This is a genomic window from Scopulibacillus darangshiensis, from assembly GCF_004341035.1.
In the GTDB taxonomy this organism is placed as follows: Bacteria; Bacillota; Bacilli; order Bacillales; family Sporolactobacillaceae; genus Scopulibacillus; species Scopulibacillus darangshiensis.
Genome location: NZ_SLXK01000017.1, coordinates 51982 through 73075, shown reverse-complemented (window position 1 = coordinate 73075; position 21094 = coordinate 51982). Strand labels below are relative to the sequence as shown.

Genomic DNA, 21094 nt, shown 5'->3' with positions numbered 1-21094 from the left:
ACAAAAACTAATTAGGGGATGATCATTGATGTCAATGCCGATTGAAAAGCTTGCAATTAATACGATTCGAACATTAACCATAGACAGTGTCGAAAAAGCAAATCATGGCCACCCGGGGATGCCAATGGGAGCGGCGCCCATGGCTTATACTCTTTGGACTCGGATTATGAATCAAAATCCTAAAAACCCTAGGTGGTTTAATCGTGATCGTTTTGTCCTTTCTGCTGGCCATGGGTCAATGCTTCTATATAGTCTTCTTCACTTATCAGGATTTGATTTGTCAATTGAAGACTTAAAACAATTTCGCCAGTGGGGGAGTAAAACACCCGGACATCCAGAATACGGGCATACACCAGGCGTAGAAGCAACAACTGGCCCCCTTGGACAAGGGATTGCGATGAGCGTCGGGATGGCAATGGCAGAACGGCATATGGCGAAAACCTATAATCGTGAAGGATTTCCAATTGTTGACCATTATACTTACAGCATTTGTGGAGACGGCGATTTAATGGAAGGTATTTCAAGCGAGGCTGCTTCTTTAGCAGGGCATTTGAAATTAGGCAGGCTTATCCTATTATTTGATTCGAACGATACAACACTTGATGGCCCCCTAAACATCTCGTCGTCTGAAAACATGAGACAGCGGTTTGAATCCTATGGTTGGCAAGTACTATATGTCGGGGATGGCAATGATGTCAATGAGATAGAACGGATGTTACATGAAGCCAAAAGGGATACAGAACGACCAACCTTAATAGAAATTAAGACGACCATAGGTTACGGTGCGCCAAGTATATCCGGCACAAGTGATGCGCATAGTGATCCGATTGGGCCTGATGAAATAAAAAAGGCCAAATCCTTTTATCAATGGGATTTCGAGGATGACTTCTTTGTTCCTGATGAGGTATATAAACACTTTAATATGATAGCAGGAAACGGGATGAAAAAGGAAAATGAATGGGGAAATTTATTTTACCGTTATAAACAAACTTACCCGGAACTAGCCAAACAACTCCAACGCGTCATTGAAAACAAACTTCCTGAAGATTGGGAAGAGTCATTGCCCGCCTATAAAATTGACGATAATCTAGCAACAAGAGCCGCTTCTAGCAAGGCGCTTAATACATTGGCAGGAAAATTGCCTGAGTTGATAGGAGGATCAGCGGATTTAGATTCCTCTACCAAAACAAAATTACATGACTTCCAAAACTTTAATAAGCAAAACTACGCTGGAAGAAATGTATGGTTTGGTGTCCGTGAATTTGCTATGGCGGCGATTGCCAATGGTATGGCCCTGCACGGCGGATTAAGACCATTTGTTGGTACATTCTTCGTGTTCTCTGATTATCTAAGGCCAGCCCTACGACTCTCCGCACTCATGGGCTTACCAATCACTTATGTCTTCACCCATGACAGTATTGCCGTGGGACAAGACGGCCCAACCCATCAGCCGATTGAACAATTAACGTCATTCCGGGCGATGCCGGGTGTCACAGTCATACGCCCGGCTGATGGCAATGAAACCTCTGAATCATGGAAAGTCGCCATGAAAAATACAAAGCAGCCAACAATACTCGTATTAGGACGCCAAGGATTACCAACCCTTCAAGGAACAGATCAATTAGCCTCCCAAGGTGTCGAAAAAGGTGCTTATATTTTATCAAAGGCCCAGGGAGAACCTGATGGATTGCTTATTGCTTCTGGATCCGAGGTCAGCCTTGCTATGGAAGCAAAAGAAAAATTGGAAAAGGAAGGCTTTAAGGTTTCAGTTATTAGCATGCCTTCTTGGGAACTTTTTGAAAAACAGCCCATTGAATATAGAGAACAAATTTTACCGAAAAAAATAAAAACCCGCCTAGCCGTAGAAATGGCTTCAACGATTGGATGGAAAACATACGTCGGTGATGAAGGTGCTGTAATCGGCGTTGGCAATTTCGGTGCATCAGGACCTGGGGATAGAGTCATCAGGGAATACGGATTTACTGTTGAAAATGTTTTTTCAAAAATGAGGGGGATGCTTGAAGAAAAGGCTACGGTAAAATCAAATTAGTAAATAGGGACATTGAATGGTTCTTTTCTTGTAAAAGGAGCAGACCTAGAAGTGGGTTTGCTCCTCTTTTGGTCGCACTTTTTCTTAAGAAAATCTTCAATCAAATCCCAGAAACGCCAAATCCCCTAGCTAAGATTGAGCGGGATGTTTGGCCTTATGGACTGAGTCTATATAGAACTATATTCTAAGCAAAATGATCACCAATTTAGGTCGATTCCCTTACTACTAATTCAACGGGCAGGGTAATATTTGCTGGGGTTGATGATTCTTGATTAATTATATCCAGGATCGTTTGAGCAGAAATGACCCCTTTATTGAATACATTTTGCTTAATCGTCGTTAAACTTGGTACTGAATAACTGCTTATCGCGAGGTCATCAAATCCGACGATCGCGTAATCTTTAGGGACTTCTTTTTTATGTTCTTGTAATGCCTTATTAATCCCAATTGCCAAAATATCTGAGGACGCAAAAATGGCAGTGACTTTATCGCCCAATTCTAGCAATTTTGTGCCCATTTGATGTCCAACCTCATAAAAACTGCCTCTGCCATCAAATAATAGATCCTCATCCACAGGAAGATTAGCTTCTTGCAGGGCTTTTTTAAATCCATTTAAACGGTTTACATCAACAGAGATATTTGTTAGATCATGTCCAACGAAACTGATGCGGGTATGTCCTCTGTCAATTAAATGTTTTGTAGCAAGATAACCGCCTTGTTCATCATCAACTCTAATATTGTGATAAAGGTCTCCGTGTTTTCCATAGTAATCCATTAAAACAATCGGACAGTCTAACAATCTTATTTCTGCATATAGCCTTTCAGGAAATAAACCTAAAAAAATAAGACCGTCTAAATTCCGTCTTTGAATCCAGCTTTTGCAGTCTTCAGGTTCCCTCATCCCAGAGATAAGGAGGTCATAGTTATGTTTCCTAAAGACATATTCCATGCCGCCCAAAATTTCCGTATAGTAATGGTTTTCTTTGAAAATAGGTGCAAGAGAATCATCGAATGAAGGGATGATGACACCTATGATATTAGACTTTTTTTTTGATAAACTAATCGCTGTAAAATCAGGTTGATAATCTAGCTCTTTAATCGCCTTCATTACTTTTTCTTTTGTATTGTTGGACATTTTATTTACACCATTTAAAACATATGAAACGGTTGACCGTGATACTCCTGCATAGTCTGCAACATCCCGGATTGTAACTTTCTTCTTCATATTTTCCTCCGCTAGAATCGGTTAACTAAACTTGGTTTTAATTATATTAAATTACCAGTCCAAGTGCAAGAATTTTACAAATATAGTTTGTGAGCTATAGAAGAACGTCCCTTTTAAAATCATTAAAATTATCAAAAAATATTTACATAATAAAACGATTGTGTTAAAGTACAGGTGAACCGGTTCACTACATGGATTTAAAAACAACAAAATAAAGCCTTTCAAAGAAACAGCTATTTTTTTAACAAAAAGGTGAACCGGTTCACAAAAGTTAAAGGTGGATTGGTTCAGACCGCATAAGGGGTGATTAACAGTCGATTAAACAGCATTTGTTTTGATGGAACGATGATTAAAAAGAAGGCGAATAGCAACGTACCCGCCAATACGTTGCCGGCCACATAATAACAGGAGGATGAAAGATATGGATAACCGCTACGACATCATTATCATCGGTACTGGTGCTGGTGGTGGTACGTTGGCCTACGCGCTAAAAGACAGTGGGTTAAAAGTGCTGATTTTGGAACGGGGGGATAACCTTCCACAGGAACCGGAAAACTGGAGCGCTCGAGCAACATTCACGGAAAAGCGGTATAAAGCGAAGGAAAAATGGTATGACGAACAAGGTAAACCATTTGCGCCCGGCGTCAATTATTATGTAGGAGGAAATACAAAGGTTTACGGTGCCGTTATGTTCAGGTTACGAAAAGAAGACTTTAAGGAGATTGAGCATGAGGGAGGAAGAATTTCGCCGGCTTGGCCAATAAGTTATGACGATTTGGAACCTTATTATGCTCGTGCGGAAGAACTTTATCTTGTACACGGTAAAACGGGAGAAGATAGCACGGATCCACCCCGTTCATCTCCTTTTCCTTTTCCGGCAGTTTCGCATGAGCCAACCATAGAAACACTTTCGGTAAGCCTAAAAAAACAAGGACTGCATCCTTCACATCTTCCTATGGCGGTTGACTTGCGCGAGGGTGGAAGGTGTATACGCTGTAAAACATGTGATGGCTTCCCATGTAAAGTACATGCGAAGGGTGATGCAGATGTTTGCTGTGTACAGCCGGCGCTTAAGTCCTCAAATGTGACGATGATGACAAATGCTTATGCCCGCCGCATCCTGACTGATGAAAGCGGAAGCAAGGCCAAGGCAGTTGAGTATGAGCGTGATGGCAAGATCCACACGGTGGGAGCTGACACGATTGTTGTGTCATGCGGTGCCGTCAATTCAGCCGCTTTACTTTTACGATCTGCCAATGGTAAACATCCCGAAGGCCTAGCAAATCAATCAGGCTTAGTTGGACGCAATTACATGATGCATATCAATACAGGACTTGTTGCCTTACGTCATAAGGAAAACACAACTATCTTCCAAAAAACACTCACAATTAATGATTTTTACTTTGGCACACGTGATTTTCCTTATCCTATGGGGAATTTGCAAATGCTTGGGAAACTACAGGGTCCAATGATGAAAGATGCGAAGCCTTTTGTTCCGGACATCATATTGAACGGTGTGGCAAAACGAAGTGTAGATTGGTTTGTTATGACTGAAGATCTTCCTCATGCCGAAAATCGTGTGACCTTAACGAAAGATGGCCAAATTCAAGTAAGCTGGAAGCCGAATAACACCGTTGCCCATAAAAAGTTAATTGAGGAAGCTAAAAAAATGATGAGGCATGCGGGATATCCGATTGTAGTAGCTCAGCCCATGGGTGGAATTGAAACAAATTCCCACCAATGCGGTACGATATGTTTTGGCAACGATCCGGATACCTCTGTCCTTGACCAATTTTGCCGGTCACACACCGTTAAGAACTTATATGTTGTGGACGCATCGTTTTTTCCTTCCTCCGCAGCAGTCAACCCAGCCCTCACCATTGCTGCACAAGCGCTGCGGGTAGCTGATCATATGCTTCAGAAAAAATCTATGCCAGCTTCTGATGAGGTGTATGTGTAAGGTGGATCAAAGATGGCAATGTGCGTCATTATATAAATCAATAAAAACAGAAGGCGAAAAAGGAGGAATTAGAAATGGAAGTAACAGAAAATAGGCAAAATAATATAAAAGATGATGATATTAAAGAGAAACAGAAAATGACAGGCGGGACTGTTATAGCTAAAACGTTGAAAAACTATGGCATTCCTTATGTAGCAGGCATTCCTGGGCACGGGTGCTGGATGCTGACTGATGCATTGATGGAAGAAGGCAGCGAAATTCCTTTTATACAGGTGATGCACGAGCAAAGTGCTGTGCACATGGCTGACGGATACTATCGCGCTTCCGGCCGACCTATGGCGGCGATAACGTCGGTCGGCCCTGGTGCGACCAATACGATTATTGGTCTTGGCACAGCATATGCCGACTCAACCGCTACTTTATTACTTACAGGCGCACCAGCGACGCATATGGAAGGCCACGGTGTCATGCAGGAACTTGATCGCTATCATTCTAATAATTTCCCACGCGTGACAGAACCGGTAACAAAACGCCATTGGGAAGTGAACCGGGTGGAACAGCTCCCTTTTATTATGCACCGTGCTTTTAACGCGATGCTGAGCGGCCGTCCTGGTCCGGTACATGTCGAAGTTCCGATGGACATTCAAACAGAGGCAGCAGATGTGGCATTTCATGATCTCAAAAAGCGCATGCCTGTTGGGAAGATTCGTGCGGATTCTACGGCGATTGATTCAGCGGTCCACTTGTTGTTAACGGCAAAACGCCCAGTGATTGTCGCGGGTGGCGGAGTGATGACATCGGAAGGGACGCCTGAGCTTCGTCAACTGGCAGAAGCTATCGGTGCGGCGGTTGTTACAACTTGGAACGGGAAAAGTGCATTCCCCGAGGACCATCATTTGTTCGCCGGCTCAGTCGGGCAAACGGGAACGACAAGCGGTAATTATTTAGCAGCAAATGCCGATGTTGTCATCTCGGTCGGCTGCCGTTTCACGGACTGGTCTGCTTCAAGCTATCGAAAAGGCGCCAGTTTCTCATTCCCGCCGGCAAAGTTGATTCATATTGACATCGATCCACAGGAGATCGGCAAAAATTATCCCACAGAGGTGGGAATTGTAGCCGATGCCAAGCTTGCTCTCCAAGACATGCTGGCATTGATTTCACGGGAAGATATTGAGGAAATTGAAGCAAAACGCAAGGGATATTTCAGTGAAATTAATTGGCAAAAGGAGGAGTGGGAAAAGAAAATTGCCCCGCGCCGTGACAGTGATGATGCACCAATGACTTCACAACGCCCGCTTGCTGAATTACGGAAGATCTTGCCGCGTGATGGCATCGTTGTTGTCGGTTCGGGAAATACCCAAGGTGCTGTGAAGCAAACATTCCCGGTATATGAGCCGCGCACCTTCATTACATCAGGAAGCTTCTCTTCCATGGGCTGGGCTGTACCTGCAGCCATCGGAGCGAAACTTGCTAAGCCGGATCGTAAAGTTGTCTGTATCGTTGGGGATGGTGACTTCATGCAGACTCTTCCGGAAATCGCAGTAGCCGTCATGCACAATATCCCGGTTGTATTCTTAGTCCAAAATAACATGGGTTACATGTCAATTCGAGGGGGCCAGCGCAAAATTACCGGTCGCCATATTGGAACCGAATTCAATCTAAAAAATGGTGAGCCATATTCACCAAACTTTTCGGAAGTGGCTAACAACTTCGGCCTTAAGTCTTGGAGGGCAGAAACGCCTGAAGAAGTTGGAGAGGCTCTTAAGTTAGCTCTTGAGACAGACGGACCTTCGCTTGTTGAGGCGATGACTGCACGTGACGCCGGAGGGCCATTCGTTCCCGGATGGTGGGACTTCCCTGTACCAGCTTATATCGAAGATGAGCGTCAGGATGAATACGCTGAAGGGCGAGCCCTAGAGCAACATTTGTAAGCAGTATAACTATTTGTTATTTGATGGAGGTTTTAACGTGGAAAAAAGATTAGTACTTCAAGATGCTACCTATCTTAAGCGTGCGGAACAAGAACCGGAGTCAGCCAGCCCCGATCTTCGTAAGAATGTGTCACGGATCCTTGAGGACGTCCGTGAAAATGGCATTGATGCCGTTCGGACCTATTCGCAGCGGTTTGACGCTTGGAACCCGGAATCATTCCGTGTAGACGACGAAACAATTAATCGGGCAAAAGAGGAAACATCACCCGAATTACGAGCAAGCATTGATTTTTCACATGAGCAAGTGTATAGGTTTGCCGTTCATCAACGGGACACGCTAAGTGACCTTGAGGTAGAAACGCTGCCTGGTGTGACCATTGGACATAGGCTTATACCGGTGAATGATGTAGGTTGTTATGTCCCTGGGGGCCGCTATCCGCTGATTGCTTCTGCGGTTATGACCATTGCAACGGCCAAAGCGGCGGGTGTTCCGCGTGTTATTGCCTGCGCGCCACCAACAAAAGGAGGAGGTATTCATCCTGCGCAGCTTTATGCAATGGCAACAGCGGGTGCAGACGAAATTTATTGTGTTGGCGGTGTACAAGCTTTGGCTCTTATGGCTTATGGCATCGACAGTGTACATCCCGTAGACATGGTGGTTGGTGCAGGAAATGCCTTTGTGGCAGAAGCGAAACGCCAACTTTTTGGCCCGGTCGGCATTGATTTGCTTGCAGGTCCGTCAGAAGTTCTGGTCATTGCAGACGAAAGTGCCGATGCAAAGCTCATTGCAGCAGATCTGTTGGCACAGGCTGAACATGGACCAACGTCACAGGTTATTTTAATTTCGGACTCTGAGAATCTAGCAAAAAAGGTGATCAGTGAGGTGGAACACTGGCTTGACACAACCTGGCCAACAGTGGATGTCGCGCGTCAAGCATGGCTTAATCGCGCCGAAGTTATCGTCTGTAAGGATAGGGAAGCGGTTCTAAACGCGACTGATACGATCGCTTCTGAACATGTGGAAGTTCAAACGAGTGATGACGACTGGTTTTTTAACCGGTTAACGAACTATGGTTCACTCTTTATAGGAGCTCGTTCAACAGTCGCTTACGGGGATAAAGGCATTGGCACAAATCATGTATTGCCCACCGATCGTGCGACTCGTTACACAGGGGGTCTTGGTGTAAGTAAATTCCTGAAAACTCTTACTTATCAGAAGGTATCAGCGGAAGGAACCAAAGTGGTGGCCCCGCATATAGCGGCGATTTGCGATGCTGAAATGATGGCTGGTCATGCGATTACGGCACGCATGCGACTAGAAGGCGAAAAAAGCAAAGCGGTGAAGTAAGCGGTAAAACCAAGCCCTTTTATATAAACACAATCAATGGAGGTTAAGCAATGAAAAAAGCATTGGTTCTTCATGGTGGTTGGCCATGGCATTACCCGACAGAAGTGGCGGAATTTACCGTAGAAAATCTGCTTGAAGACTTCGACGTGGAATGTTTTGATGATCTTAGCATCCTTGAGTCGAATCGTTTGCACGAGTTTGATATTATCATTCCCATTTGGACTCAAGATGAATTAAGTGTTTTTCAAGAGCAGTCATTAGTCAAGGCTATTGAACGAGGGTTGGGCATGGCCTGTTGGCACGGGATTGCAGACGCCTTTCGAAATAGCAAACCATTCAAGATGGTCATGGGGGGACAGTTCATTGCTCACCCAGGTGACTTTATCGAGTACGAGGTAAGTTTTCCTAAGCAGGATCCTCTTACCGAAGGACTTTCTAGCTTTAAAGTGTTTTCAGAACAGTATTATCTGCATACAGACCCCAACAACGATGTCATTGCTACAACGATGGTCGATGGCGATGACCTGACATGGGTTAAAGGCGGAACGATGCCTGTGGCCTGGAAACGCCAATGGGGAAAAGGGCGTGTCTTTTTCCATTCGCTTGGCCACAGCACTGCGGAACTTGAAATCCCCGAGGTGCTCGAGCTGACTCGGCGCGGCATCAACTGGGCCAAGCGCTAAAATCATATTTAATCTGAATTTCGAAGGTCATTCATTAACTGTATTTTTGTAAATGGTATAGGCTTTCGAAATTCAGTCACTTTTATATGAGAGCGCTTACTGGATTGGGAAGAAGAATTTTTTTAATACAGGGCGATATAAAAGATAAAACCATTTATGTATAGGAGGTTTAAGAATGAAAACAGACCAAAACCAAACATTGGCGGATGGTGCTCTAGGGGTACCGGCACTGATTTTTCTGGTCATATCGGCTGTTGGCCCGATCACGACCTTATTCGGCAATATGATACTTGTCATGCAATTTGGCAATGGTATTGGTGCAACTGGCGTATACATTGTAGCAATGGTTGTCTGGTTACTATTTTCCGTTGGTTTTGCTGCTATGGTCCGCCACATACGTAACACCGGCGCTTTTTATGCTTTTATTGCTCGCGGTTTGGGGAGGCTGCCGGGTGTCAGCGCCTCATACCTGGCCATTTTAGCCTATGTCTCAACACAAATCAGTGCACTTGGTATGATCGGCTATGCAATTAATGCTTTCTTAGCTTTGCAATTTGATATCCATCTTTCCTGGTGGATATACTCGCTGATTGCCTGGGCATTAGTAACAATCCTAGGTTACCGGCATATTGAAATTGGTGCGAAGATATTAGGTGTCCTAATGCTTGGCGAGGTTGTTGTTATGGTCATCTTTAGCATTGCTTCTATTTTGCATCCATCATCTGAGGGCTACACAGCGGCTCCCTTTAATCCAGAGGTTATTTTTAACGGTCATATTGGACTTGCATTCTTGTTCTCTTTTGGTTCATTTATTGGTTTCGAGGCAGCCGCCGTCTTCAGCGAGGAGGCCAAGAATTCCCGTCGTTCAGTCCCAATTGCCACCTATAGTGCTGTCATCATCATGACTGTACTCTATGCCTTGGCGTCCTACGCTTTGATTGTTGGGTGGGATGGTGTGATGAATCGAATGAATCAAGCATTTAATGAAAATGGAAATGCTGACGTTATTATCTACGGTCTGGTTACTAGAGTTCTTGGAGGGCCGGCTGTTATCGTTATGCAAGTGCTCCTAATCACCAGTGTATTTGCCGTATTGCTTGCTCTTCATAACATGATTACCCGGTATTATTTTTCTGGCGGCCGTACAGGGGTGCTTCCCCCAGGGCTTGGAAAGATTCACCGCCGTTTCCGTTCCCCACATATCGCGAGCATTGTTCAATCGGTAATAGCGTTCATTGCCATTGTTTTAATAGCAGTGAGTGGTGCGAATCCATACATGGTCTATGGATGGTTTAGTGCGATCGGCATTCTTTCACTTCTCCTCCTGTACACATTTACCTCGATCGCTGTGATTGCCTATTTTGCACGGTCCAAGGTTGACACGCGATTATGGCATACGAAAATTGCACCGGCCCTTGCCACTATTGGCTTAGGATACGCAACCGTTTATGCTGTCCTTAACTTTGATGTTCTCATCGGTGAAGGGCATATGGCGATAACAATCGCCATCTTTCTGATCATACTCGCCGTTGCCATAACCGGGATAGCCGTAGGATTTAGACTTCGGAAACACCGCCCGGATTTATACGAAAAAATTGGAGTAACCGTTCCAGAGCCAGAAAACAACAACATTCCCTCTGGTCAAGAGCTTGGATTAACAGAGCAGGGGAAAGGATAAATAAATTTTAGGGGCAATTAACGGAAAATTCAGGTAGTAGATCAACCCCACCACATTATCCAATACATGGAGGCGATTTTATCCCGAAGGGCCGGAACAGGCTATTTGGGATAAAATTTTTATTTGGTAAAGAGTTGAAACTTAAATTGTGATCGCTTGGTAGTTATTTTATACTGTTAAAAGAGGAAAAATATGCAAAGGGCGCCGCAGCCCACGCCATAGACAAAGGCAATCTCACGCCCCCTTACCGCCAAAAGTATGTTAACCGCTGGGTCTCCTTTTGTAGTTTTTTACAAAACCGAGCGCAGTACCGCTCAAGGGAAGCCTTTTCGTAAGAGATTGTAGGGGCGTGTGGGTCAGGATATGAAGTGTATTCTAACGTTCTTTCAACCTATGCATTTATATTATTAATTCAAATTACTCCTAAGCCCCAGAGGTGATTCCCCTCCGCAAACCTTGCACTTTACCACTATATAAAGAACGCCCGATGTTTTTCTAAACAACCGGGCGTTCTTTATTTTCTAGGGATACATTTTTATGCATGGCAGCATCATTTATGCAACCTTTCATAAATGATTATCTTCGGTGAGGGGCTTCTTCGGTAAATTGTATATTCATAATGTTGGCACAAAAATTGCATTTTAGAAGGTTTGAGGGCCTATTTAAATGAAAAGGGGAGAATCAAAATGGCAAAAGTAATTAAAAACACCACACCAAAAAAGGATGGTTATAGAGTTCCGGGCGAATTTGAATGGCACAAGGGATCCATTATTATTTGGCCGGAAAAAGGCTTTGCTTTCAGAAATGGAGGCAAACCAGCACAAGAGGTTTGTGTTATTGTTGCAAATACCATCGCTGAGTACGAGGAAATGACAGTCATTTGTTCAGTTGAGCAGTATGAAAATGCAAGAGCAAGATTATCGGAAAAAGTTCGGGTTATTGAAATGTCAACAAACGAAGCGTGGGCTCAAGACAAAGGTGCTTTTTACGCTATTAACGATAAAGGTGAAATGAGAGGCGTTCAGTTAGGGTTTAATGCCTACGGAGGATTGGAAGAGGGACTCTATTTTCCTTGGGACCTAGATAGTCAATTTGCGCAAAAATTATTTGAATTTGAAAACATTGATTCTTATGACGCGAAGCATTTTATTCTTGAAGGCGGCTCAGCGCAAGTAGATGGGGAAGGCACTGTTATTTTGACAGAACAATGTAATCTCAATCCAAACCGGAATAGTGATATGCCAAAAGAAGAAGTGGAGAGGAATTGTAAAGAATATCTTGGTTTGGACAAGGTTATTTGGATTAAAAGAGGTATGCTGTACGATGAAACGGATGGTCATATTGACGATATTTGTTTTTTCGTTAGACCTGGAGTCATTGCTCTTTCATGGGTTGACGATGTCGATCATCCGCAGTATCCGGTATTCAAAGAAGCTTATGATATCTTAAGTCAAGAAAGGGATGCTAAAGGGAGAAAGTTCGAGATTCATAAAATACACATACCGGAAATTATTCATATAACAAAGGAAGAAAATAAAGGGTTTGATGTTATTGCGGATGCGGCACCTCGTGAATCAAACCAGCCTTTAGCGGTCACTTACATTAATGGCTATTTCGTTAATGGCGGCTTTTTAGTTCCATTATATAACGACCCTCGTGATCAGGAGGCTATCCAAAAGTTTCAAGAAATTATGCCGGACAGAAAGGTTATTGGCCTTCCAACAAAAGAGTGGTCCTTAAGCGGCGGCAATATTCACTGCATGACATTAGCTCAACCAAGACCGTAAATTTTGGAAAGAAGCCGCTTCCTCGAATGAGATTGATAGGATATAGCAGTATTTCCAGGAGATAAGTTAGGAGTAATGCTAATTTTAGAAAGAAAAGAGGAGAGATAAGCGTGAGCGTAAATGAAGGACAATTAAAACGTTCATTGAAGCTGAGGCATGTTGTTTTTATTGGGTTGGCGTATATGTCCCCACTGGCAGTCTTTGATACTTTTGGCATTGTTTCTGAAATAACAAACGGACATGTTCCTGCTGCATATATATTAGTTACAGTTGCGATTCTGTTTACTGCATACAGCTACGGCAGAATGGTTAAAGTTTATCCGTCGTCGGGTTCAGCGTATACCTACACTAGGAAGACGATAAATGCCCATTTAGGTTTTCTTGTAGGATGGGCGGCCTTACTCGATTACCTTTTTCTCCCTATGATTAACGCGTTGCTTTCAAGTATTTATCTTTCTGCCGTATTCCCTAATGTCCCCGCATGGATATGGATACTTGCGACAATTGTTATAACGACAGCACTCAACCTTGTAGGTGTTAAACTTGCCGTAATCGTAAACTATTTGATGGTGATCATTGAGTTTTTAGTTGCGGCTGTCTTTGTGATTTTGACCATCAGAGGTGTTCTGTATGGCGTACATAGCCAATCGTTTTCAATGATTCCATTTTACACGAAAGATTTATCCTTTTCTTCGGTATTAACTGGGGCATCAATTTTGGCAATATCGTTTCTTGGTTTTGATGCTGTAACAACATTATCGGAGGAAACCATTGAACCGAAAAAAAATATACCAAAAGGCATCTTTATCATTGCTTTTATTGCTGGAGTTTTCTTTGTAACGGTTACCTATTTTATGCAAGCCTTATTTCCAGATGTTTCAGTTATAAAAAATATTGCGGGAGCTTCCCCTGAAATGGCAAGGTATATTGGCGGAACACTTTTCCAATCCATTTTTATTGCAGGTTATGTTGTTGCTGTTCTTGCATGTGGATTAACTCAACAAATGAGTGCATCTCGGCTTTTATATGCAATGGGACGAGATGGTGTTTTACCGAAAAGGTTTTTCGGTTATGTTCATCCGCGTTCTGGTATTCCGGTTTTAAACATCCTGCTTGTTGCGGTTTTAGCAATGTCGGCAATGTTTCTGGATCTTACTAAGGCTACATCACTTATTAACTTCGGAGCCTTTGCCGCATTTACCTTTGTCAATTTATCCGTTATCGCCTATTATTTCAAGTATTTAAAAAACCGGTCAGTGAAATCAGTGATTACCTCTATTGTAATACCCTTGATAGGTTTAGGGTTCAACCTATACCTTTGGTACAACTTGGAGGAAAGTGCTAAGGTAGTCGGTCTAATTTGGGCATGCATTGGATTCTTATATGTGCTTTATTTAACTAAATTTTTTAGAATCAGTCCACCTGAATTTGATCATGATGAGTCGGCCAGCAGTTAATAGTGACTAGTCTAAAGTCGATATGTGAACACAAACAACTTGTGATTGACTGAAGCATTATAATAGACTAAATTTGGATTTCCATTTCCATCTGGCCTTAACATAAAAAGGGGCCCCGGGGGGAAGAGGACGAAATTAATAACAGGAGCCCATCCAACTAAAGTGTTGGATGCACTCCTTAGCTTATTGTGTTATTAGCAATTATTCCTCGTCCTCGTCGTCTTTTACCCTATTTTTATATGCTTCATACGTTGCAAAATCCGCGACATCTTTCATTGATCGGTCGGGTTCCTTTTCCTCAATCTTTGTATCGTTTGGGAAGGCTCCCGGGTGGCCCTTTTCTTTGTGATTATAACCTTTACCACGACTCATCCACATTCACTCCTTTTCATTTCTTTTGCTTAGTTTTGTCTAAAATAAAATAATTATGACCGTAGTTTTGGAATCGTGCCCGTGAACCTGGAAAAAGGCCGTGAGCGGTAACGAATAGGAGTTAATCGTGCCCGTGAACCTGGAAAAAAGCCATGAGCGGTAACGAATAGGAGTTAATCGTGCCCGTGAACCTGGAAAAGGGCCGTGAGCGGTAACGAATAGAGTTAATCGTGCCCGTGAACCTGGAAAAAGGCCATGAGCGGTAACGAATAGGAGTTAATCGTGCCCGTGAACCTGGAAAAAGGCCGTGAGCGGTAACGAATAGAGTTAATCGTGCCCGTGAACCTGGAAAAAGGCCATGAGCGGTAACGAATAGAGTTAATCGTGCCCGTGAACCTGGAAAAAGGGCATGAGTGGTAACGAATAGGAGCTAATCGTGCCCGTGGATCGGAAAAAAGGCCATCGGCGGTAACGAATAGGAGCTAATCGTGCCCGTGAACCTGGAAAAAGGCCATGAGCGGTAACGAATAGGGTTTAATCGTGCCCGTGAACCTGGAAAAAGGGCTTTGACGGTAACGAATAGGTTCAGAGTGTTTTAGGATTAGCTGTGTCCAAACAGGCTAGAAATCAAGGAATTGCAAAAGTTTTGATTGAGAAAATGGAAGGGCTGACAGAAGAAAACGGAAGAGAAGGCATCACGTTAACATGTAAACAGAAATTGGTGACTTTTTATGAAAAGGTTGGATTTGTTAACCATGGCATGTCTGAATCACAACATGGAGGAGTATTCAAGCTATAAGTAAACAACTATTTTTAGCAGCCGCATTTTTTATACGAAAGAATGCGGCTTTAGTCTGTAAAAAGTAAAGAACTTTTTTTGTATAAAACATCAGTTGCATATTAAGTCAGGCAGGGGGCTATTTCTTTTTTTAGCTTGGGGCAGCGGCCGGGGATATGTAATAATAGGAGCCATCCAACCATAAAAGTGTTGTATGAACTCCTTAGCTTATGATACCTTTTGCAGCCCCGACTTTGAACGCACTTCCTTTAATATATTTTTTAAACAAACGTTTAATTAAGTCCAACGTTTGTTAAGGCTTTCCTGCCAAACCGCGCCCTATAGCATCACTGAACCGAAACCCTCTTATCCTCTAAGAACTTAGAAATTGAAAATGAGGCGGCGCCGATGGCAATGGAATGTTTGCCGAGTTCGGAAAATCGGATTTCGGTATTACTTTTATGATAAGGGGAAAGGCGCTCTTCAAGAATATGAGTGATCGGATTGATGATCCAATGTTTAAATCGGGCGATACGGTTGCCGATGACGACAACTTCAGGATTGAATGTGTTTACGATATTGACTAACCCGATGCCAATATATTCACCCAACCTATTTAGTTGCTGCAAAACGCCCGGGTTTCCCATTTGAGCTTCCTTGATAAGGCAGTCCAAGCCTTCCGCATGATCCTTCTCCAATAAATGCTGTTCCTCGGCAGCTGTTAATAGCGCTTTTTCAGAAGCGTATAATTCCCAGCAGCCGCGGTTTCCGCATGGACATTTTCTCCCGCTTGCTTCAATGGTGACATGTCCCAATTCCCCTGATATACCAGATGAGCCAGTGTAGAGATTATTATTAATAATAATGCCTGTACCAATACCTATTCCGATACTGACATAAATTAAGTTTGCGATATTTTTCCCTGCCCCATATAAGCGCTCACCATGGGCGCCAGCATTAGCTTCATTATCAATCTTTGTTGGGATATGGAACCTATTTTCAATGATTTGCTTTAAATCGACTTGTTTCCAATTAAGGTTTGGAGCAAACAGAATTTTATCATCTTTATCGACGTTTCCGGGAACACCGATACCAATGCCAATCACACCGTACGGGCTTACGGGTGCTTTTTTTACCAGGCTTTCAATAACTGCAGTTAAATGTCCGATCACATTGTCTAATTTTGAATCATTCAATGAACGTGTTTCTTCTTCGATAATATTGCCTCTTAAATCTGACAAGACGCCTAAAATGTAATTGACTCCCAAGTCGATGCCTATGGAATAACCGGCATGGTTATTGAAATAGAGCATTACAGGCTTTCGTCCGCCGCTTGATTGACCTTCACCAATTTCATATATGAAGGAATCATTTATAAGCTCAGATGCCATTGTTGAGACCGTTGCCTTATTTAATCCCGTATCTTTGGAAATTTGGGCTCGGGATACAGGCCCTTTGTGTTCAATAAAATTAAAAACGATGGATTTGTTTAATTGTTTTACTAGATTTTGATCTCCAGTCCTTATTGTTTTCATAGACAATTTCCCCTTATGCCATGCGTTAAAGTGTCGGTTTAATAAATAAGATAATTTAATGAATAAATTATGTTGCGTATCAAATTGCGAGATTTATACATTTGATTATACATTTATTATCATAAAATAGCCATTTGTAGTTGACAACGTTTTCATAGAGGAGCTAAACTTAGTTTATAGGATAAACAAAGAATTCTTTAAATTTATTATTTGTAACATCATTTTATCGGTGGAGGATTTAATATTATGAACTATTTTCCGAATATCAAAAAAATTAAATACGAAGGTCCGGCATCGACAAATCCTTATGCCTTTAAATTCTACAACCCCGAAGAGAAGATCGGCGGAAAAACAATGGAAGAGACGCTGCGTTTTAGTGTCGCCTACTGGCATACATTTACGGAAGATTTATCAGATCCTTTCGGTGCGGGAACTGCCATTCGTCCTTGGAATGCCTACAAAGGCATGGATTTGGCGAAAGTCCGTGTGGAAGCAGCATTCGAGTTATTTGAAAAATTGGGTGTTCCATTTTTCTGCTTCCATGATATCGATATTGCTCCTGAGGGCAGCAATTTAAAGGAAACCTATCAAAACTTAGATACGATTGTAAGTATGATAAGAGATTATATGAAAGACAGCAAAACTAAATTGCTTTGGAATACGGTCAATAACTTTACACATCCTCGCTTTGTCCATGGGGCAGCCTCATCAAATAATGCAGATGTGTTCGCTTACGCAGCAGCTAAAGTGAAAAAAGGGCTGGAAATTGGTAAAGAGTTAGGTGCTGAAAATTATGTCTTTTGGGGTGGCCGTGAAGGTTACGACACACTATTAAACACGGATATGAAACTCGAAATGGACAACCTTGCCCGTTTCTTCCATATGGCGGTTGATTATGCGAAGGAAATCGGTTTTGATGCTCAGTTCCTTATTGAGCCAAAGCCAAAAGAGCCAACAACACATCAATATGATGCTGATGTTGCTACAGGATATGCTTTTCTGCAAAACTACGGTTTGCAAGACGATTTTAAATTCAATATAGAGGCAAACCACGCCACATTAGCAGGACACACATTTGAACATGAACTTCACTATGCCCGGATACACAATATGCTTGGTTCGGTCGATGCGAACCAAGGCAACCCTTTGTTAGGTTGGGATACCGATGAATTTCCCACAGATATATACGCGGCAACACTCGCGATGGTTGAAATTGTCAAAAACGGCGGTTTAGGCCGAGGCGGTTTGAACTTCGATGCGAAAGTAAGAAGGGGTTCGTTAGAGGCAGAAGATTTGGTTGATGCCCATATCGCCGGGATGGACAGCTTTGCGGTTGGGTTAAAAGCTGCCCATCAATTGGTAGAGGATAAAGTCCTGGATCATGTCGTGGAGGACCGTTATAAGAGCTATACAGAAGGCATTGGTTTAGACATTGTCGAAGGGAAAACAGACTTCCATAAGCTCGAGCAGTATGCACTAGGATTGACTGAAATTAAAAATCAATCCGGCAAATTGGAAAGAATCAGGGCAACGTTGAATCAATATTTGTTGAAAGCTTATGCAGAATAAATTTTAAGAATCGACACAGGCAGGTGGTGATAACGTGGGTTACATTGGCATTGATCTAGGGACATCAGGTGTGAAGCTTATTTTTATGAAAAAGGTTGGTGTGGCCGAACGCCAAGTGACAAAGGAATATCCCATCCATCACCCTCAAGCTGGATGGAGTGAGCAGGATCCGGAAGATTGGTGGCAGGCAACTGCGGAAGGTTTACGGGAGCTGACTGAAGGGATTGAACCGGCTGATATAAAAGCGATTGGTGTCAGCGGTCAGATGCATGGTTTGGTTGTAGTGGATAAAAAGGGTGATGTCTTAACACCAGCGATCCTTTGGAACGATCAGCGGACGGACGAGGAATGTGAGTATTTAAACGAGGTGATCGGGCGCGATCTTTTAACAAAGTATACTGGAAACATGGCTCTGACGGGCTTTACGGCGCCGAAAATCCTTTGGCTGAAGAAACACAAACCTGAAGTTGCCGAAAGAGCGCAGTTTTTTATGCTTCCTAAGGATTATATCGGTTATAAATTAACAGGAGCCTGTTTTACAGATGTTTCGGATGCATCTGGAACCCTCTACTTCAATGTGAAAGAACGTACCTGGTCAAAAGAAATGCTTGATGTTCTAGGGATTAGCGAGAGCATGCTTCCAACCGTGCATGAGTCATACGAGATTGCCGGTACGGTAAATGAACAGGCTGCTGTTGAAACAGGGTTGCCTACGGGTGTGAAAGTGGCGGCAGGAGCGGGAGACAATGCTGCAGGCGCTGTGGGGAGCGCGATTATCGATGAAGGCACAACCCTCGTATCGCTCGGGACATCAGGTGTCGTTTTCTCACCGCAAGAACACTATGCGGTGGATAAGGGCAATCGCCTCCACTCATTTTGTGATGCGAGCGGGAAGTGGCATATCATGGGCGTCATGTTATCGGCTGCCGCCTCATTGAAATGGTGGGTGGAAGACGTCCAGCATGGTAATTTTGATGCGCTGCTGGCCGAAGCGGAAGGTGCCCCAGCAGGAAGCAAAGGGCTGTATTTTCTGCCATATCTTTCTGGTGAGCGCACACCCCATAACGATCCTAATGCTAGGGGGACGTTTGCAGGACTAAGTCCATTACACACAAGGGCTGACATGACGAGAGCTGTATTAGAAGGGGTCATATTTGCATTATTTGAGTCGGTTGACATATTGAAACAATTACACATCCCTTTCAGCCAAGTGAAGGTGATCGGCGGCGGGACGAAAAGCCCATTATGGATGCAAATCCTGGCCGATCTATTTAATGTTCGGGTGATAACAGCGCACGATCCAGGCGGTCCGGCGATTGGTGCAGCGATTCTGGCTGCGGTTGGGGACGGGGCTTATCAATCTGTGCAAGAAGCATGCGGGACGATGGACTCAACCGACGTTATATATGAACCGAAGGAAAGCAACCATGCCATCTATTCACGCATGTATCCTTTATTTCAGAAACTGTATGTGTCTTTAAAAGATGTCTTTAATGAGATGCAAGCCATAGAAGGAAAGAGTGAAGAGCGATGAAAGCTTACTTTGACGAGGCCGTGAACCGGTTTCATACAAATTCAGCGAAGTGGGATGGCATGGCATTGGAATATGGACAAGATGTCATTCCTTTATCCGTCGCCGACATGGATTTACGTGCGCCGCAGAACTTGATTGATAAGTTGGCAAACATGGCGTGTCATGGTGTTTATGGTTATACAGAACTTTACCAACCTTATTATGATGCCGTTCAACATTGGTTTGGGCGAAAATACAATTGGCCTATTGAAACAGAATGGATTGTCTTTTGCCCGCGGATTGTACAAGCTGTTTCATTAATTATTCAAAATTTTACTGATAAGGGAGATAACGTGCTGACGTTTACGCCATCCTATATGCCGATTACCAATGCAGTGACAGTAAATCATCGAACACTTGTAGAAAGCCCTCTTATCTATAAAAATTATCACTATGAGATCGATTTTGAAGATATAGAAGAAAAAATGAAAGAGGGGGTAAAACTACTGTTGCTTTGCTCTCCTCATAATCCGACCGGAAGGGTTTGGACAAGGGAGGAGTTGATGCGGCTTGGTGAACTATGTGTCCGGTATAACGTTCTAATAGTTTCTGATGATATTCATGCTGACTTTATCCATGAGGGGCATCACCATACATTTATCGCTGAATTATCACATCAGATTGCCGATCAGACGATTATTTGCACATCACCGGCTAAAACATTTAATTTAGCCAGCTTAGAAATTGCTAATATCATTATTCCCAATCAGCGTTATCGTCAACATTTTAAAGAAACGCTAATTCAAGCGGGGATTCATAATCCTACATTCTTCGCGGTTCCGGCCTTGGAAGCAGCTTATACTGCGTGTGATGAGTGGCTTGAAAATGTAAGGGATTACATCGGGGGAAATATTGCATTTGCAATGTCATTTTTCAAAGAACAGTTGCCCGGCCTTAACATCATTGAGCCTGAAGGCACCTATTTATTGTGGATAGACTGCAGGAATTGGAGCTTTAATGAAAGCGATCTAAAACATTTTATTTTAGAAGAGGCCAAGGTCAATGTGAGCTTTGGCAGTTCATTTGGCAAAGCATATGAAGGATTTATCCGCGTGAATGTCGCGACATCGCGTGTTCTATTAAAAGAGGGATTGCGGCGCATCGCACACGTGTATCATGTCGATAAAATAAAATGAGGAGGGGCATCA

The 21094-nt window shown here is 43.2% G+C and carries 15 protein-coding genes; 12 read left to right on the top strand and 3 right to left on the bottom strand.

The window, feature by feature from the left end; translation table 11 throughout:
- The first annotated feature begins 28 nt into the window (after positions 1-28).
- Positions 29-2050, top strand: coding sequence for a transketolase (gene tkt, locus EV207_RS12515; RefSeq protein WP_132746493.1), 2022 nt, complete (start codon positions 29-31; stop codon positions 2048-2050).
- Between the two features lie 205 nt (positions 2051-2255).
- Here the strand turns inward: tkt and EV207_RS12510 are convergent, their stop codons facing one another.
- Complete coding sequence (locus EV207_RS12510) at positions 2256-3275, bottom strand: LacI family DNA-binding transcriptional regulator (protein ID WP_132746492.1); 1020 nt, start codon at positions 3273-3275, stop codon at positions 2256-2258.
- Between the two features lie 421 nt (positions 3276-3696).
- Here EV207_RS12510 and EV207_RS12505 point away from each other — a divergent pair, with 421 nt between their 5' ends.
- The 7 genes from EV207_RS12505 (at position 3697) to EV207_RS12475 (ending at position 14119) form a co-directional block, all read left to right on the top strand.
- Complete coding sequence (locus tag EV207_RS12505) at positions 3697-5235, top strand: GMC family oxidoreductase (RefSeq protein ID WP_132746491.1); 1539 nt, start codon at positions 3697-3699, stop codon at positions 5233-5235.
- A gap of 74 nt (positions 5236-5309) precedes the next feature.
- Positions 5310-7166, top strand: coding sequence for a thiamine pyrophosphate-binding protein (locus EV207_RS12500; protein WP_132746490.1), 1857 nt, complete (start codon positions 5310-5312; stop codon positions 7164-7166).
- Positions 7167-7203: 37 nt separating this feature from the next.
- Complete coding sequence (hisD, locus tag EV207_RS12495) at positions 7204-8514, top strand: histidinol dehydrogenase (protein ID WP_132746489.1); 1311 nt, start codon at positions 7204-7206, stop codon at positions 8512-8514.
- A gap of 50 nt (positions 8515-8564) precedes the next feature.
- A complete protein-coding gene (locus tag EV207_RS12490; protein ID WP_132746488.1) occupies positions 8565-9197 on the top strand; it encodes a ThuA domain-containing protein in 633 nt (210 codons plus the stop codon).
- A 175-nt stretch (positions 9198-9372) separates the two neighbouring features.
- On the top strand, positions 9373-10875 hold the full coding sequence (locus tag EV207_RS12485; RefSeq protein ID WP_132746487.1) for an APC family permease: 1503 nt from the start codon (positions 9373-9375) through the stop codon (positions 10873-10875).
- Positions 10876-11561: 686 nt separating this feature from the next.
- Positions 11562-12662, top strand: coding sequence for an agmatine deiminase (gene aguA, locus EV207_RS12480; RefSeq protein WP_132746486.1), 1101 nt, complete (start codon positions 11562-11564; stop codon positions 12660-12662).
- Between the two features lie 110 nt (positions 12663-12772).
- Positions 12773-14119, top strand: coding sequence for an APC family permease (locus EV207_RS12475; RefSeq protein ID WP_243647050.1), 1347 nt, complete (start codon positions 12773-12775; stop codon positions 14117-14119).
- Positions 14120-14320: 201 nt separating this feature from the next.
- Here the strand turns inward: EV207_RS12475 and EV207_RS23075 are convergent, their stop codons facing one another.
- Positions 14321-14491: a hypothetical protein gene (locus tag EV207_RS23075; RefSeq protein WP_165886931.1), complete on the bottom strand. Its 171-nt coding sequence runs from the start codon at positions 14489-14491 to the stop codon at positions 14321-14323.
- A 607-nt stretch (positions 14492-15098) separates the two neighbouring features.
- Between EV207_RS23075 and EV207_RS12470 the strand changes: the two genes are divergently transcribed.
- Positions 15099-15290 (top strand): GNAT family N-acetyltransferase, encoded by a 192-nt coding sequence (locus tag EV207_RS12470; RefSeq protein WP_132746485.1) that lies wholly within the window; start codon positions 15099-15101, stop codon positions 15288-15290.
- A 326-nt stretch (positions 15291-15616) separates the two neighbouring features.
- On the opposite strand, the gene EV207_RS12465 is transcribed toward EV207_RS12470, so the two are convergent.
- A complete protein-coding gene (locus tag EV207_RS12465) occupies positions 15617-16804 on the bottom strand; it encodes an ROK family transcriptional regulator (RefSeq protein ID WP_132746484.1) in 1188 nt (395 codons plus the stop codon).
- Between the two features lie 246 nt (positions 16805-17050).
- On the opposite strand from EV207_RS12465, the gene xylA reads away from it, so the two are divergent.
- Genes xylA through EV207_RS12450 form a run of 3 tightly spaced genes read left to right on the top strand, consistent with a single transcriptional unit; the run spans position 17051 to position 21082 of the window.
- The gene (gene xylA, locus EV207_RS12460) at positions 17051-18373 is read left to right on the top strand and encodes a xylose isomerase (protein ID WP_132746483.1); all 1323 of its coding nucleotides are present in this window, start codon (positions 17051-17053) and stop codon (positions 18371-18373) included.
- 34 nt (positions 18374-18407) lie between these two features.
- On the top strand, positions 18408-19907 hold the full coding sequence (gene xylB, locus EV207_RS12455; protein WP_132746482.1) for a xylulokinase: 1500 nt from the start codon (positions 18408-18410) through the stop codon (positions 19905-19907).
- A complete protein-coding gene (locus tag EV207_RS12450) occupies positions 19904-21082 on the top strand; it encodes a MalY/PatB family protein (protein WP_132746481.1) in 1179 nt (392 codons plus the stop codon). Before xylB ends, EV207_RS12450 begins: the two co-directional genes overlap by 4 nt.
- The last annotated feature ends 12 nt before the right edge of the window (positions 21083-21094 follow it).